General features: G+C 47.1%; 14 protein-coding genes. 11 read left to right on the top strand and 3 right to left on the bottom strand.

Features of this window, described 5'->3' with window-relative positions; translation table 11 throughout:
* The first annotated feature begins 77 nt into the window (after positions 1-77).
* From groL to HZA49_09130, 5 genes are all read left to right on the top strand, one after another.
* On the top strand, positions 78-1,700 hold the full coding sequence (gene groL / locus HZA49_09150) for a chaperonin GroEL (GenBank protein ID MBI5779603.1): 1,623 nt from the start codon (positions 78-80) through the stop codon (positions 1,698-1,700).
* Between the two features lie 88 nt (positions 1,701-1,788).
* On the top strand, positions 1,789-2,919 hold the full coding sequence (dnaJ, locus tag HZA49_09145) for a molecular chaperone DnaJ (GenBank protein MBI5779602.1): 1,131 nt from the start codon (positions 1,789-1,791) through the stop codon (positions 2,917-2,919).
* On the top strand, positions 2,916-3,644 hold the full coding sequence (locus tag HZA49_09140) for a nucleotide exchange factor GrpE (protein ID MBI5779601.1): 729 nt from the start codon (positions 2,916-2,918) through the stop codon (positions 3,642-3,644). Before dnaJ ends, HZA49_09140 begins: the two co-directional genes overlap by 4 nt.
* A gap of 233 nt (positions 3,645-3,877) precedes the next feature.
* Positions 3,878-6,958, top strand: coding sequence for a fibronectin type III domain-containing protein (locus HZA49_09135; GenBank protein ID MBI5779600.1), 3,081 nt, complete (start codon positions 3,878-3,880; stop codon positions 6,956-6,958).
* 221 nt (positions 6,959-7,179) lie between these two features.
* Complete coding sequence (locus HZA49_09130) at positions 7,180-7,506, top strand: YbaB/EbfC family nucleoid-associated protein (protein MBI5779599.1); 327 nt, start codon at positions 7,180-7,182, stop codon at positions 7,504-7,506.
* A gap of 206 nt (positions 7,507-7,712) precedes the next feature.
* Here HZA49_09130 and HZA49_09125 read toward each other — a convergent pair whose 3' ends face one another.
* The gene (locus HZA49_09125; GenBank protein ID MBI5779598.1) at positions 7,713-8,648 is read right to left on the bottom strand and encodes a hypothetical protein; all 936 of its coding nucleotides are present in this window, start codon (positions 8,646-8,648) and stop codon (positions 7,713-7,715) included.
* An 82-nt stretch (positions 8,649-8,730) separates the two neighbouring features.
* Positions 8,731-9,534, bottom strand: coding sequence for a hypothetical protein (locus HZA49_09120; GenBank protein MBI5779597.1), 804 nt, complete (start codon positions 9,532-9,534; stop codon positions 8,731-8,733).
* A 329-nt stretch (positions 9,535-9,863) separates the two neighbouring features.
* Here HZA49_09120 and HZA49_09115 point away from each other — a divergent pair, with 329 nt between their 5' ends.
* The 6 genes from HZA49_09115 (at position 9,864) to HZA49_09090 (ending at position 15,386) form a co-directional block, all read left to right on the top strand.
* Positions 9,864-10,463, top strand: coding sequence for a sigma-70 family RNA polymerase sigma factor (locus HZA49_09115; GenBank protein ID MBI5779596.1), 600 nt, complete (start codon positions 9,864-9,866; stop codon positions 10,461-10,463).
* Between the two features lie 73 nt (positions 10,464-10,536).
* Complete coding sequence (locus HZA49_09110; GenBank protein MBI5779595.1) at positions 10,537-11,871, top strand: tetratricopeptide repeat protein; 1,335 nt, start codon at positions 10,537-10,539, stop codon at positions 11,869-11,871.
* Positions 11,872-11,942: 71 nt separating this feature from the next.
* On the top strand, positions 11,943-12,854 hold the full coding sequence (locus HZA49_09105) for an FRG domain-containing protein (GenBank protein MBI5779594.1): 912 nt from the start codon (positions 11,943-11,945) through the stop codon (positions 12,852-12,854).
* 12 nt (positions 12,855-12,866) lie between these two features.
* Positions 12,867-13,400: a hypothetical protein gene (locus tag HZA49_09100; GenBank protein ID MBI5779593.1), complete on the top strand. Its 534-nt coding sequence runs from the start codon at positions 12,867-12,869 to the stop codon at positions 13,398-13,400.
* Positions 13,401-13,437: 37 nt separating this feature from the next.
* Positions 13,438-14,337: an HNH endonuclease gene (locus HZA49_09095; GenBank protein ID MBI5779592.1), complete on the top strand. Its 900-nt coding sequence runs from the start codon at positions 13,438-13,440 to the stop codon at positions 14,335-14,337.
* A gap of 47 nt (positions 14,338-14,384) precedes the next feature.
* Positions 14,385-15,386, top strand: coding sequence for a hypothetical protein (locus HZA49_09090; protein ID MBI5779591.1), 1,002 nt, complete (start codon positions 14,385-14,387; stop codon positions 15,384-15,386).
* 303 nt (positions 15,387-15,689) lie between these two features.
* Here HZA49_09090 and HZA49_09085 read toward each other — a convergent pair whose 3' ends face one another.
* Positions 15,690-15,899: a hypothetical protein gene (locus HZA49_09085; GenBank protein MBI5779590.1), complete on the bottom strand. Its 210-nt coding sequence runs from the start codon at positions 15,897-15,899 to the stop codon at positions 15,690-15,692.
* Positions 15,900-15,931: the final 32 nt, after the last annotated feature.

Here is a 15,931-nt window from a genome sequence, read left to right as displayed (position 1 = left end):
TCAAGAGGTAGCGCCAAAACAACACTTGACCATGCCTGACAATACTTGACTCTACTTGCACAGACGGAGGTTATGTTATGTCCAAGCAATTGATGTTCGATGACCATGGCCGGCAAAAGGTGCTCAAGGGCGCCAAGAGCCTGGCTGACCTGATGAAAATCACCCTGGGACCGACCGGCCGCAATGTCCTGGTCGGAAAATCATTCGGCTCGCCGGAAATCATCAAGGACGGCCATGCCATTTCCAAAGAGGTGGAGCTGGCTGACCCGTTCGAGAATATGGGCGCCAAAATGATTGCCGAGACCGCGTCCAAAACATCCGATATCATCGGCGACGGCACAGCCACTACAGCCATCCTGACCCACGCCATTTACGAATCCGGACTGAAATACCTCACCGCCGGCCTGAATCCGCTGGACATCAAGAAAGGCATTGACCGGGCTACCGAGGCCGTGGTTGAGTCCATGAAGAAGGCGGCCACGCCGGTCAAGACCAAGGCCGATTACCTGAATATCGCCACCATCGCGGCCAATCATAATGAACTCATCGGCAAACATATCGCCTCGGCCATGGAAAAGGTCGGCAAGGAAGGCATCATCACGGTTGAGGAATCCCAGGGCCGGGAAATCACCCTGGAATTCGCCGAAGGCCTGTCCTTTGACAAGGGCTATATCTCGCCGTATTTCGTCAATAATACCAACAACATGACCTGCGTGCTGGACGAGCCGTTCATCCTGCTCTACGATAAGAAAATCAGCAGTGTCCAGGAACTGGTGCCGCTGCTGGAGCAGGTAGCCCAGACCGGCGCGTCGCTGTTGATTATCGCCGACGAGGTGGAGAACGAGGCGCTGACCGTTCTGGTCCTGAACAAACTCCAGGGCGTGTTGAAGGTGGCGGCGGTCAAGACCCCGGCCTTCGGAGACCGGAAGAAATCCATTATGGAGGATATCGCCATCGTCACCGGCGGCAAGTTCTTCTCCGAAGAGATGGGCGTGAAACTGGAAAAGATACAATTATCCGAACTGGGCAAAGCCAAGTCGGCCAAGATAGAAAAAGAGAATACCTATATCATCCAGGGCGCCGGCGCCAAGTCCAAGATAGACGCCCGGCTGAACCAGATTCGAACCCAGATAAAGGCCACCACCTCGGAATATGACCGGGAAAAGCTGGAAGAGCGCCTGGCCAAACTCTCCGGCGGCGTGGCCCTGATTAAGGTCGGCGCCGTAACCGAATCCGAACAGAAGGACAAGAAGAATCTGGTCGAGAACGCGGTCCATTCGGCCCAGGCGGCCCGGGAAGAGGGATTCCTGCCGGGCGGCGGCGTGGCTTACCTGGCGGCACTGCCGGAACTGGACAAACTACTTAAGACCACCGATGACCCGGCTGAAATCGCCGGCATCAGGATTATCAAAGAGGCGCTCCAGATACCGCTTAAACAAATCGTCTCCAACTCCGGCGGCGATGGTTCGCTGGTCTTAGACGAGGTCAAGGAGAAATTATCGTCATCCAAATCAATCGGCTATGACGCCAGCCAGAACGAGATGGTTGATATGGTCAAGGCCGGCATCGTTGACCCGGCCAAGCTGCTCCGGATTGCCCTGCAGAACGCGGCCAGTTCCGGCGGCCTGATGCTGACGGCCAAGACCTTCCTGACCGACCTTAAGGATAACGCCAAGAAGATTGCTGAGAGCGTTGTGTAATACTTACCCCCTCACCCTGCCCTCTCCCTCGAGGGGAGAGGGTTAGGGAGAGGGTGATTTCCATTATTGATTTACTAAATAACCAAACATGAGCGACGGTAAGAAAGATTATTACGAACTGCTGGGCGTGACGCGCAACTCCTCGCCGGACGACATCAAGAAGGCGTTCCGCAAGCTGGCCCTGAAATACCACCCGGACAAGAATCCGGATAACAAGCAGGAGGCCGAGAAGAAGTTCAAGGAAATCGCCGAGGCCTATGAAGTCCTGAGCGATGCCGATAAAAAGGCCAAGTATGACCGCTTCGGACACGAAGGACTGTCCGGCTCCAGCGGCCGGGCTTACAGCAGTTACGAGGATATCTTTGAGAACTTCAGCGACCTGTTCGAAGGCGATTCTATCTTCTCCAGTTTCTTCGGCGGGGGCGGCGCGCGCCGTCAAAGACAGCGCGGGGCTTCTTTGCGCGCCGAACTGACCATCTCGTTCAAGGAATCGGCCTTTGGCACTGAAAAGACCATCACGCTCAAACGCAACGAACTCTGCGACGACTGCCGCGGTTCGGGCGCCAAAAAGGGCGTGCCGCCGGTTACCTGCCCGGTCTGCAAGGGCCGGGGCCAGGTCCAGCAAGGCGGCGGATTCTTCACTATCCAGACCATCTGCCCCCAATGCCGGGGCGCCGGCAAAATCGTCAAGGAACCCTGTCCGGCCTGCCAGGGCAGCGGACGCCACCGCAAGGAGCGCGAGATAAAGATAAAGATTCCGGCCGGCATAGAAGACGGCACCCGGATGCGCCTGGCCGGTGAAGGCGAACCGTCCCAGGACGGCTCGGCCCGGGGTGATTTATATTGCGATATCTTCGTGGCGCCGGACACCGTCTTTGACCGCCATTATGACGACGTGGTCTGCGAAATGCCGGTCTCGTTCACCCAGGCCACGCTGGGCGCGAAGATATCCGTCCCGACCCTGAACGGAAATATTGATATGACCATCCCGGCCGGCACCACCAACGGCCAGGTGTTCCGGCTGAAGAACCTGGGATTCAATAACCTGCACAGCCCCAGGCAAAAGGGCCATCAACTGGTGAGGGTGATTATAGACGTGCCCAAGGATATTTCAGCCGACCAAAAAGAACTGCTGAAAAAGCTGTCCGCCACCGAGAATTATTCTAATATAAACGTGGCCCGCAAGGTAAAACTCTGGGAGGAGCCGAAACACGAATGAAAACTAAACCGACTGATCCTTCGGACAGTGAGTCCTCAGGACGAACCTGCAAGAATACGGACGAGACGCCGACCAAATCAGCGCCTGAAACCCCGGCCGAGGACAAGGCCTGCGCCCTGCCAACTGACGATTCAACCGCTGAGTTGCAAAAACTCCAGAAAGAGATTGAGGCCCTGCGTAAGGCGGCCACGGAACGGGACGAATTCCTGAAACTGCTCCAGCGGGTCCAGGCGGATTTCCTCAATTATCAGAAACGTATCAAGTCCGAGCGGGAATGCTGGGATAAATACCAGGATGAAAACCTGCTCCGGGAACTCCTGCCGGCCTTTGACAATTTCGGCCGGACGCTCAAACTGGAATGTAATTCGGACGAGGCCAAATGCATCATGGACGGCGTGACACTGATAAAGCGCGAGGTCTTCAGGATTCTGGAAAAGCGGGGATTGAAACAGATGAAGACCCTTGGCGAGAAATTCGACCCCAATCTCCACGAAGCCGTGGCCGTAACCGAGATAGCCGAACCCGAAGGGACCGCGTCCAGCGAACACAAGGACCATGAGATACTGGAAGAGGTAGCGCCCGGATTTATGCTCAATGACCGGCTCATCCGGGCGGCCAAGGTCAGGATTGCCATGAAACCCAAACCTAAAGAAGACCGCGGAGCGACCGCGTCCAGCGAAGTAAAAACCTCAGGAGAACCACAAAGACAAGAGGAACACAAATAGTTTAACACGAATATGACGCACTAAGCGAAGCGTGACCACGAAGTGAATGGGAACGAATATCACAAATAGGAAATAATAATTATTAATTCGTGTGATTCGTATTGACGTTTAACACCATCATCTGAATGAGGCATCCTGTCAAAACGCCAATAAATTTAAGATTTTACTTGATTTCTCAGAAGTAATGGGTATATTAACACAGCACATAACTTCCTTAAGGAAAGGAGATTATTATGAATAAATCAGGATGGTTCTTTCTAGGGACAATGATATTAATTGCCCTAATCTATAATCCTGTCTCTCTCCTTGCCCAGGACAATTCTCAGACTAAGACTGAATACGGTTCAACCGTAACCATAACAGGCCCATTTAATGCTTCGATAAGTCAAACCTATACGATTACGCTTTCTGCAACCACAGACGCCAATATTTATCAGTGGGGTTTTTATCAGGATAATGTTCTTGTAGCAGGCAGCGGTTTCGTCTTTGGACAGGCATTGAATAAGACATACTCATTTACCAAATCCGCCGCCGGTTCTCATACATATCTATTACGATTCAGGGGCATTGCCGGAGCGCACGGATTCCCACCATATACCGAAGTATCTATTACTGTTAATGTCTCATCACCACCGCCCGCCGCACCAACCAATTTAGTAGCAACTGCAATCTCTACCTCTGAAATAAAAGTCCAATGGACTGATAATTCTAATAATGAAACCGGCTTTGAATTATGGTTTTCCTATGATGGTACAAACTTCTATCTTTATGTACCGCTGGTTTACAATACCACTAATTATTCTCATATACAGCCATATCTTTATACTGTTGATAATGAACAAGGATTACCCGGAGGATTTACCTGTTACTATAAAGTCAGGGCGCATAATAATGCGGGCTATAGCAATTACTCTAACATAGATGGCGCTACCACACCGCTTGAAACACCAACAAGATTAGAGGCAAAAATCATCTCTGATTCACAGGTGGAATTATCCTGGCTTGATGAATCTCATCTTGAAGATGGATTTAAGGTTGAAAGAAAAATAGGAGAAACAGGAGAATATGCTCAAATAGCCATAGTTGCGCGTGATACTACCGGCGAATTTGCTTCTATGGTTTATACTGATTCAGGTCTTCTGCCAGCCACGCAGTATTATTATCGTGTTAAGGCATACAATCAGATAGCAGAAAGTCCGTATTCTAATGAAGCAGTTGTAACTACTTTTCCAAAGATTCCAACCATTGATGACTTAAGCGCCTTGCTTACTTACTACTATCAACAGGGAGCCATTAAGAACAAGGGGATTTATAATTCGCTGCTTGCCAAACTTAAAGGCGGTCTCGGGCAACTCAATGCCTTCCTTAATGAGCTGAAAGCCCAGGATAATAAAGGTATTTCTCATAATGCGGTCACAGCCCTTACGGCGCAGGCAAATGAAATAATTGATTATTCCCATCCGCCATCTACGCCCACAGGATTATCCGCCAATGCGTTATCGGCTGAACAAGTTGCACTGCATTGGACAGATAATTCCAATAATGAGATTAGCTTTAAGATAGAATGGAAAGAATCTTTAGACGGTGTTTATCAGCCCCTTGTTACGGTAGGGCCGAATGTTACCGGGTACATAGATACCTCATATTTCCCGCTTCTTCATAATGACAAAACCCAGTATTATCGTATCTATGCCTTTAATAATATGGGCAGTTCCTTATATTCCAATGAGGCATCAGTAAATCCGACCAGGATTCCGCCGAAGTTTCCTCATAGAACCAGAGGTGACTTTGCCGATAATGAAACACCCTCGTCATTTACAATCTCCTGGCTTGACGCGGATAATGAGGACGGTTATGAAATAGCACGCTCATTGGATGGTCAAACCTATGAACCTATTGCTATGGTTGGTAAGGATGTTATGTTTTATACTGACTCCGGCCTCCAGCCATCTACTACCTATCTATATCGTGTCCGGGCCTATAATACAGCCGGCTACAATGATTATCTGACACAAGGAACTACCTTACCAATGCCTCCGTTCGCCTTACCGCAAACACTCCAACTTTATCTTTATTATATTCCAAACGAGTCGGCCATAATTGCGCCTAACGGCGAGACGTTGATTACTTCATTAGAAGGAAGTTTTGCGCTCCAATTATCCACTACCGTAGACCCAGAGACTGCTTCTATCAGTATCATTTCTTCCTCTTGCTGGGGAACGCCGATTATATACCAGGGCATAGATTCAGGCGTTCTATTCTTCTCGGAAAACCCCGATAATCCTTCTGCCGGAACTCTTAATATGAGAACCGGACATATTGATATTACCCAGCGGCTCTTGGTAAACAGCAGTTATCTTGAATCAGTGGGTCTGGCGCCATTACCGATGGAGATACACCACACCGGTACCTTCTGTCCTATGCAGCCGCAATATGCAAACATTCAAACAACAGAACGAGGAACTATTCCCTATAATGTTCCTGTGTTAGGTGGGGCAACTCTTGCTACTCAAAACACCTCAAATCCTACTAAGCCAACCACATCACCTACTCCTCCACCGAAACATGCTTGGACAAAAAAAGATAAGTTTGAATTAGATGGAATAACGGTCTTTTTTACAATAACCAGGAATCTTGATTGCACACTTACAATAACATTTACCGCCACCGGTGTGACAGAGACACTACCGAGCATTATTCACACCTGGCTTAACGACTCAGCCAATGGATATGTCACCTGGTTTCAGGGAGTAATTTCTTCCGTTGAAGTTGCGACCGGCCTAGTGAAATTTGGGAAAATTTTTATAGTGGATATGGCGGCCACTGGCGATAAAAAAGGAGTTTACTGGACAATCCAGTTTGTAAAGAAACGTATTACAAGAAAAGCCGCAGACGGAACAATAATAACTGATGACAATCCCGGTTGGCAAGTCGACCAGCCTATTTCTCCTCAAGATCCAAGATATGCTGGTCGATGGGGAAGACAAGGAGCCGGGGCGGGATTTTCATTAGACCATCCTGGCTTACGAAATATTGCACCGGAGCCACCAGGCTGGATAGAGGTAAGTTATGAATTTCGTACTTTAGTAATTGATACTGGGCCGCCTCTGGAACTCATAGGCTATTTTGCGGAAAGTTTCAGCTATATAATAGACATTTCCTCAGCGGGTATAAGTATTAGACCCGGCTCCGCAAGCAGAACAGGACCTGGCTGGGTACCCGGCCCCCCAGATCCCACAATACCTGGGGTAGACGACTGGTTTGGCTTATTGAGAAAATATCCGCCTCCATACGGTCAAGGGCAGGGAAAATAAAAACTATTAGAATTGTCTGGAATTATGGGGATGCAACAACTAAATAAATTGAAGATAATGCTATGCCCCCAGATACCAGTTCCGATGCTCACGAACCCAGAGCGACCGCGTCCAGCGAATGTAAATAACAATTACTAATTCGTGCGATTCGTATTATTCGTGCCATTCGTGTTCAGTATTTCTTTGTGTCTTAGTGCCTTTGTGGTGAAGGGAATTAAATTATGTTCGGAAAAGGCGGAATGAATCTGGGCAATCTCAAGAAGATGGCTGAGGATATGCAGACCAAGATGGCCAAGGTCCAGGAAGAACTCAAGGAACGGGTAGTGGAAGGTTCCGCCGGCGGCGGAGCGGTCACGGCATTTGTCAACGGCGCGCAGGAGGTTATGGGCATCAAGATAAATCCGGACGTGGTCAGACCCGAGGATGCCGAGATGCTGGCTGATATGGTCATGGCGGCTGTTAATCAGGGACTGCAGAAATCACGGGAACTCTCACAGGCCGAGATGGGCAAGGTAACCGGCGGCTTAGGCGGCCTACCGGGGTTTTAGAGTCAGTTCGAATGCAATGAGTTACTGACTCTTATCCCGTCGCATGACGGGGCTAAACCACAGATTACACAGATGCTCACAGATAAACTACAATAAGGAGACCAAGAAAACACTCCTGCCTTCCTGGCCTCCTTATAAATCTTCTCCGCATCCCACTTGCATCTTGCATCCTGTATCGAGTTTACCCTGAACCTGTCGAAGGGCATCTACAGAATGTACCCAATCACATACGGATTGAAAGTAACATTCACCACGCCAAAAGCATCCGTGAAGGCATACTCGAAAAACCCCGGTGAAGCTATCGGCACAATCCCATTATCGCTGGCAATCTTGCCCTGGTAATTGGATTCTATGCCGATGGTTATTGCGCCCTGTTGTCCGGCGTCTTTCCTGATGCGGCAGTTGATAAACCCGTTGGCACCGTTGAGGTTGTTTATCAGTTCTACCTGCAGGATTAAACCAATGGCGTTAGCCGGAATACTGGGATATGGAGGCGCGGGTATCCAATCCTGATTGCCGGTCACGATTAAACTGGTCAACTGTAATCTCGTCCCAAACCATATTATCCTGTTCCCGCCCACGCCCGGGGCCAGCTTATCCTGTGTGACTGAACCGTTCTGTATCTCGCCTGTGCCGATGGCGTTGTTGGCAATCTTGCCCTGGGTTATGGTGTTGGTCGCAATCTTGGCGTTGGTGATAGACCCGTCCGGTATCTTGGTAGATGTAACCGCGCCGGCCGCAATCTTATCAGCCACGATGCTGGCATCCTGTATCTTTTCGCTGGACACGGCATTACCTGCCAGCTTGGTGTTCGTTACCGAGCCGTCCATCAGCGGGATGACCGAAACATCTCCGCCCAGTTTGGCTAAGGTTACGGCTCCGTCCGCAATATCCTCAGTCCTGACTTGGCCTTGTCCGATGTCCACGGACTTGACTTCCTCATCCTTAATTTTCTCCGAGGTAACTGCGTTATCCGCAATCTTCTCTTCGGTCACCGCGCCTTCAACGATTTGGGGTGAAGTAACCCCGCCATCAGAATATCTTCTTCTGTATTCCATAAAATTCTCACTTTCGTAGATGGCGCCAAAGGCGCCACCTTCATTATTATCAAGCGTGGTCGGGCCCCGCCCTTTGAGTTGCAAAGGGCAGGACCACTCACGCTAACCATCTTTCTTACTCGCTGTTAGCCCGTACGGGCGTTACAACGCGTTATCCCGTTAGGGACTACGGTACGGTTATTCCGACCTGAACATGGAGAACCAGCAGGTTATTTTCCATCTCCCAGGAGCAATAGCACTTATCCGGTGCCGGAGTTACCACAAAGGCATCCGCCCTTGCGGGGTCTCTCATCTTGCTCAGGAGAGAGGCGTTAACCGCGTTCTGTTCGGCTATCACAGCGGGTTGGTATTCAGAGTTGATGACGAGCATCCCGCCCTGAACCAGCCGTTGCTGGACAGCCGCCTTGACCGCAGTCCTCTCAAGTTCCGAGGTGATGCTGTAAGGTAAGCCGTCGACCGTGTCACCCTGTTTGGTCCAGGATGTCGCGCGTTCGTCGCCTACCAGATAAAAGGCCACTATCGGGGCCACACTCCGACCTCGGATTTTGTCACCCGTCAGGCGCAGGATTTTATCCCCGGCCTCTATCGCCCAATTATCTATAGAAGCATCCACCTTGTCCTTGAATGCCTTGGCCGGCACACCGTCTTTGGTCTCAAAGGCCTTATTCAGGTTAGTGAGCCATCTGGTGAACCGTTTACCCATGTTCTTGGCATGGGCTTCCCTGATTCGCTCTGCCGTGCGGCCGCCCTTGGAGATAAATCCGGGATTAAGCATCCCGGCATACTCCTTGTTGGCCCTGGTCACCATCTCGTTGATGTATGTCCCGTCATCCGGAATCTTGGCCACAAGTCGGCTGTGCAGAATCTCTGCCGCGTTCTTGAGGTTATCCCTCCATCTGGTGGGCATATCGCCGGACGGCTCCCAGGTGGCCGGCACGTAAAGCCTCAGTTCAAACTTCTTGGTAAACATATTAATGTCTCCAACTCGCAGTTAGTGTTAAGGTTTCGTTGTCTGGGTATCCGAACCGCGAATGACGAATAGCGGGCAACGTGAGATTGAGCAAGGGTTTCTTGGCTTTCAGGAATCCGGGCATCGGGTATCCCTACCAGCGCCCGGGGGATACATCCCTTAAGCCGGGGACCCTTGCTCCCCTCTAACTTATACTATGCTCGACCCCCCACCCTCCGGCGCGGGAAAATGATATTTCTATGCAGATTCTTATAACTCCATAAATATCATCTCGTTAGTCAACGAGAATTTTCCTTGACTTGCGCCTGATTTATGGTATAAAGTCATCCATGCCAGAAGTGCGAAGCGACGAACAATTAGTGGCCGCCTACCTCTCCGGTGACAAGCCCGCCTTTGAGGAAATAGTAGAGCGCTACGACGGGCGCCTGTTCATATTCGCCTGGGATAAACTCCGGCATCACCAGGACGCACAGGACGCGGTTCAGGACACCTGGTTCAAGACCTGGCAGAGCCTGGCCAGTTTTGACGACACCCACAAGTTCTCCTCCTGGCTTTATAAAATCTGCCAGAACTTCTGCTTTATGAAGATGCGGGAGCGGGGCCGGAACAGGTTTACCGCTTTCTCCGACCTGCCTGATAAGATAGAGAAACTCAAGCCCGGCCCGATTAAGGAAGTCGCCGAATCAATGGAGGTCCGGTTCAGAATCCTGGCCGTCCTGACCCACGAGGAACATAAACTCTGGGAACTGGTCGTGACCAAGGGCTGGAAATACGAGGCCATTGCCCAGGATGAGAAACTATTCAGGGGCAAGACCGAGGAAGAACTGCGGACTATATTCGGCCAGGCCTGGCGCAAGGTCTGGGAACAGAGAAATAAAGAAGTGGCTAAATGGGTGCCGAAGAAGAAATCACAGATTAACACAGATTGACACAGATGTCATTCCTGCGAAGGCAGGAATCCAGATTAATCTATGTGTATTTGTGGTTGCAAAGGAGCGTATTATGAATAAAGATTGCATCAAATTCCAACCTGACATTGCGGACTATTGTCTGGGGCGCTACGAGTATATCAAGGATTACGAGGCGTTCTTCAGGCATCTTGAGGAATGCGCGGATTGTCGCAACCAGCTCTTCGGGATGAAGGGCGTGGTCTATGAATTCCAGAAGGCCGCGGTCCCGCCTGAAGAGACGGCCAAACGAATGCAGGCCATCAAGGACATCTTCAAGAAGACGCCGCCCCAGCCGACCGGTCCGGTGGCCAGCCTGCGGGCTACCTTAAAGCAGGGCATTGCCTTGTATAAAGAGCATAAATACACCGAGGCCAGGGTTGTATTCAGCGGACTGGCCCAGGTTCTGGTAATGAACCAGAAATTGCCGGACGCCGAACGGGAAGTGTTGGCCGATGCCTATTATCATCTGGGTTTGGTTGACCAGCAACTCAATAATCCCATAGAGGCCATCAATAATTTCTCCAAGTCCATCGAGCATGAACCCTATGATGCGGACGCCTATTACCATCGTGCCGTGGTTTATAACCTGTTGGGCCAGATTCCGTCCGCCTTGCAGGATTATACCTCTGCCATTAGGAATAATCCGGATTATACCGAGGCGTATTTAGACCGGGGACTACTATATTTTATGATTAATGATTTCGCATCCGCGATTGCTGATGCCACCAAAGGGTTAGAGATTCCGCCTTTGAATCCTTTGTGCTATCTTCTCAAGGCAATGAGTTACGAGATGTTGGGGCTTTATTATGAAGCCATTGAGGACTGCAATGAACTTCTCAAGATAGAGGAAAATGAAACAATAGCTTGGACGGTTAGAGGTAGGAGTTATGGAATCTTAGGTGAGTTTGACAAGGCCATGGCTGACTTCAATAAGTTAATCCAATTAAACCCCCGAGTCGGGGAAGGCTATTTCTACCGCGGGGTGCTTTATGCCCGGGACGGCAAACTCAAAGAGGCGATTGCGGACTTCAGGCATTCGCTCAAACTCAAGCCCAGAGATATCAATGCCACGGAGTCGTTGGCCAAAGCCGAAAAAGAACTCCTGATGATGCAGGCCACGGCCAAGATAGAAAAATCCATTATGAAAGCCATTGCCAAGGCAAAGACAGAAGAGAATCAAAAGAGTGAGATTAACGAATTACGTAAGGAGATAGAATCACTGAAGGATACCATGAAACTGGTGCTGGAGATAGCTAAGCAGAAGCCGGAATACCACTATCATATCCAGCAGACGCCGGAGATTACCAGCGGTATATTCTCCCGAAAACCCTATAGCACCATAGTAATGCCGGTAGTAGAAAGACCAAGTAATAATAAGAAGGAGTAATTTGTATAGAGATACAAATATTTGACTATAAACCCTAACAGCTTCAGAATATGAAAGGATATCATTCTGATATGAAGGTATTTAATGAACAAGAAAAAATAGATAGTATCGAACCGTTAACTATTAAGACGCCCAATGATTTAACCGATAGGACAAAAACCTCGTATCCGTTGAGCCGAAAGTGGGTCTTCCGTGGTCAAACTCAAGATTGGCCACTGGCTACGACATTAGAACGGTTATGCGTATCTTTGGGTATAGAACCAGAGCATTATCGTCAAGTAGAGAAAATTCTTCTACGTGAATTTAAAAGGCGTTTTTATCACTACGAGACACATGTGCCCCAACCTAGTGATAATCTTGAATGGTTTGCTATTATGCAGCATTATGGCGCTGCAACACGCTTACTTGATTGGACATATTCACCATATGTTGCGCTTTATAATGCATTAGAACGAGAGGCCTCAAATGGTAAGCACGCCGTTGTATGGGCGTTAGACCTTCGATGGCTGCAAGGTGCGGGAATGAAAGTAGTCGAGAGGTATTCTAAATATAAAAATATGAATAAAGAAGATAAAGAAATGGTGAGACATTTTATGCTCAAGGCTCCCACAGCTAAGGAAAAACAGAAAGTCAGTAATTGGTTGTATAAACAGTCTATAAGATTTATTTTTCCCTCCACCCCATTTAATCTTAACCAGCGGTTGGCAGTGCAAAAGGGTTTGTTTATGTCTTTAGGTAGTCTTACTAATACATTTATTGCCAATCTTATAAGTATGCCAGGATTCAATAATGGTTATAAATACAAAAACGATAACGAAAAGAATATCTGGAGGTTTCATATAGTGGCTAAAGGTAAGGAACGCCGGAAATGGCTCCGGGAGCTTTTGGGAATGAACGTATCAGCAGATTCATTGTTCCCAGGCCTTGACGGTTTTGCTCGGTCGCTAAATGTCTATCATCATAGATTTGATGAACTAAAGTAATAAATTCATTGTATGCAGCAAATAAAAATTAATCCCGATATTACAGAATCTGATTTGGGCTTAAAAGTATACAAGGCATTAATGCAGGGTGCTTGCAATACTCTTGATATGGGGCTATATGTTTCTTCAATGAAACTTCTCTTAAGTGCAGTTGATACTATGGCTTTTCTTGAAACAGGGAATAACCGAGGAAACGAGTTTAAACAATGGCTGAATAAATATGTTAACCTTTCTGCAACAGGAGTTACCGTTGATGAATTATGGGAGCATAGAAACGCACTTTTACATATGACGGCTCTGGATTCCGATAAAGTAAGGGAAGGATGGGTCGTTCGGCTGATTCCATATAAAGAACCTGCTACGCCACCAAGTAATTCCCTTAAGAACTCAAAGTTTTATTCTATTGATAAAGTTTATTGTGCTATTGCAAATGGCCTCGACAAGTTTATTAAGGATGTTGAATTAAATAAGGATTTGAAAGAGCTATTTGAATCAAATTGGAGCAAGATTGTTTATGACGAGCCATCAATCGTGGTCAAAGCATAATCTAATGTCAAATTACTTTCCTAAATAGGAGAAAAGAGTGAAAAAGAGACCAAAAATTTCTGATAAAGTTTCTGCGGATATTATCTTCCGGGCCGACCGTAAATGCTGTGTTTGTAAAAGCCCTGACAGTAATCCTTCGATGCATCATATTGACGGGAATCCTTCTAATAATAATCCTGATAATCTTGCTCCGCTCTGCCCTAATTGTCAGGATAAAACCCATAAGACCGGTGGAACAAGTAAGGCATATAGCCCAAAATTAATAAGAAAGTATCGCGATGAGTGGTATAGGCAAGTAGCAGAGCGAACACCTATAAGGGAAAAACAAGACGATATAATAGAATCACGCTCTAAAAGTAAAAATTTTGGTATGCTCTCTACATTGGCGCAACATGATGTTATGCGCATTCGTTATGAAATTGAGATTGTTCGTGACGACTGGAAAGAGATTGAGAAATTATTAATTAAACTCAATTCTTATGGTAGAGAGTTTGGATATGAGGTTCGACGGGAAGTATTATCCGCCGTATACGAGGCGACCGATTATGTAAGATTTGGAACAACAATTGACCTCATACGGGCTGCAACTAATGTGGTGTATAATTCAATACCTCTCTACAGTCTTAGAGGGCCGGCAAGTCATAAAATAACCAAGAAAGATATTGAACTTATAAAAACGGCAGGTGAGATTGGTTTTAATATTCTATATGATGCATCTAAATATTTTAGAGAAATTAAGATTGTTAAGAAGGGAGCTGATTTACTTGCCAGGATTCTAAGGTATGCACAGATTAATAAGTTAGATGAATTGGAAAAAGAAATATTGCAGCATTTTACAGCATGCGAAGAGAGTTGCGATATTGAAAGGGATTCAAAACTATTTATTGAAGGCAAGAAAATTATAAAAGAATGTAAAACTTGGTATTCAGATTTGTAGGCATTTAGCTTTCAGTTCACGATTGATTAGAATTCATAACATATATTATGCAAGATTCCTATAATTTACATCTTGAAGATTTAAAGCGAAGAGCATTAAGGTATCATATAGATATGGATTTTACTCAAGAAGGCTCAGAGGCATTGCTTCGTAATGCTATAATAACTATGGCAGAACAATTAATACCGCCTGCTGCCGTAAAAATCGGCATAAAAACGGATGAACTAAAAAGCCGCATAAAGAAGGTAAGTGTTATTAAGAATACAGAAGTTAATGGGCATGCGTATTCGTCAGATAACTGGAAAACATTTAGAATAGAAATTAATTCTGGATTGATGATGTTTTTACATCACATGGTTAAGCTGTTTGTCAGTGGTGCTGGTGTTGCAGAAATAGAGGCGAGTGGTCGAGTTAAAAAAGTATTAGAACGATCAAGCATTTCATTTGAGAAGCAAGTTTCTGTGGCTAACAATCTAATGAAAGCATATTGGGACAATGCTTTAGAGAAACAAAGAGGATTCTATTTTATGGACCTCAGTAACAATCAGATAAAAATAGGTGGAGGACTTCTACATAATGCTGAACACTTTGCAGTAGCTCATGAGTTTGGCCATATTATAATTAAAACATCGTCACAAAACATTAATGAACTAAATGTTGGCTTGGAAATGATGAGACGTATTTCTTCTGATATTCCAGCGTTAACTAATAACAACGTGATTGATGTAATAGTGCAGTGGGGTGAAGAAATCGCCGCAGACATAATTGGCATGCAATTATTGCTTGAGGTTATAAAAGAAGATTTGCGGAAGATATTGAGCTATACCGCCATAGAATTAGTTTTTATCGTACAGCATATGCTAGACACCTTCTACGAAAAATATTATGCGAAACCTCGTTTATATAATATGCATCCCCCCGCTTATTTAAGGTTAATAGCATTGCGTTCTCTATTAAGAGATTCTAATCCCTCGCAATTATTTCATGGTGGTATGGCATTTGAGCAAATTGCTAATTCTATTATTAAGGAAGCGTTTTCCACAATGTAAATTAACCCAACTCCTTATCTTTTATAGGGATACCGCAAAAATCATCAACCCCCTATACCACCCCCCTGTATCGCCTTCTGCCCGGCCAGGTCGGGCCGGTTATGCTTCCATAGGCCATCTTATAATGTATAGTAAACGCCGTTAGCATATCCGGTATCTATGCGCCTTACAGGCAATAGCCCGTCATTCCCTATTCAGTAGAGAACACCCTGATACTATATAGAGATTGCCCGGATATAGTATGTCGGCATATTGGAATCATACCCTATGCCTGATTGAAAGGCAGTAGCCGTTATAGGCAAGTCAGGGGTATGGCGTACCGGTATCTGCCGGATATGTCCGGTAATCGTGATAGCCGGCGCCGGGATAAGTAATAGCCGTAGGACCGGTATTTACCGGCTGGCGTATGGTCAAGCCGGGTGTCCGGACAGGAGAAGTCCCGACCGGCGTACCGGTATCCGGGATATGTCGGCTATAACTCTGGAATCCGGAGGTCTGGCATCCGATACCCATGCGCCGGAAGGATGGTCTATTCCGGCTATGTA

The organism is Planctomycetota bacterium (genome assembly GCA_016235865.1).
In the GTDB taxonomy this organism is placed as follows: Bacteria; Planctomycetota; MHYJ01; order JACQXL01; family JACQXL01; genus JACRIK01.
This window is presented reverse-complemented; position numbering and strand designations above follow the sequence as displayed.

Bases quoted from the DNA above. Each gene is read 5' to 3' on its own strand.
- HZA49_09115 (MBI5779596.1), top strand. From the start codon at position 9,864: ATGCCAGAAGTGCGAAGCGACGAACAATTAGTGGCCGCCTACCTCTCC.
- HZA49_09140 (MBI5779601.1), top strand. From the start codon at position 2,916: ATGAAAACTAAACCGACTGATCCTTCGGACAGTGAGTCCTCAGGACGA.
- groL (MBI5779603.1), top strand. From the start codon at position 78: ATGTCCAAGCAATTGATGTTCGATGACCATGGCCGGCAAAAGGTGCTC.
- HZA49_09105 (MBI5779594.1), top strand. From the start codon at position 11,943: ATGAAGGTATTTAATGAACAAGAAAAAATAGATAGTATCGAACCGTTA.
- HZA49_09120 (MBI5779597.1), bottom strand. From the start codon at position 9,534: ATGTTTACCAAGAAGTTTGAACTGAGGCTTTACGTGCCGGCCACCTGG.
- HZA49_09130 (MBI5779599.1), top strand. From the start codon at position 7,180: ATGTTCGGAAAAGGCGGAATGAATCTGGGCAATCTCAAGAAGATGGCT.
- HZA49_09100 (MBI5779593.1), top strand. From the start codon at position 12,867: ATGCAGCAAATAAAAATTAATCCCGATATTACAGAATCTGATTTGGGC.
- HZA49_09110 (MBI5779595.1), top strand. From the start codon at position 10,537: ATGAATAAAGATTGCATCAAATTCCAACCTGACATTGCGGACTATTGT.
- HZA49_09135 (MBI5779600.1), top strand. From the start codon at position 3,878: ATGAATAAATCAGGATGGTTCTTTCTAGGGACAATGATATTAATTGCC.
- HZA49_09085 (MBI5779590.1), bottom strand. From the start codon at position 15,899: ATGGGTATCGGATGCCAGACCTCCGGATTCCAGAGTTATAGCCGACAT.
- dnaJ (MBI5779602.1), top strand. From the start codon at position 1,789: ATGAGCGACGGTAAGAAAGATTATTACGAACTGCTGGGCGTGACGCGC.
- HZA49_09090 (MBI5779591.1), top strand. From the start codon at position 14,385: ATGCAAGATTCCTATAATTTACATCTTGAAGATTTAAAGCGAAGAGCA.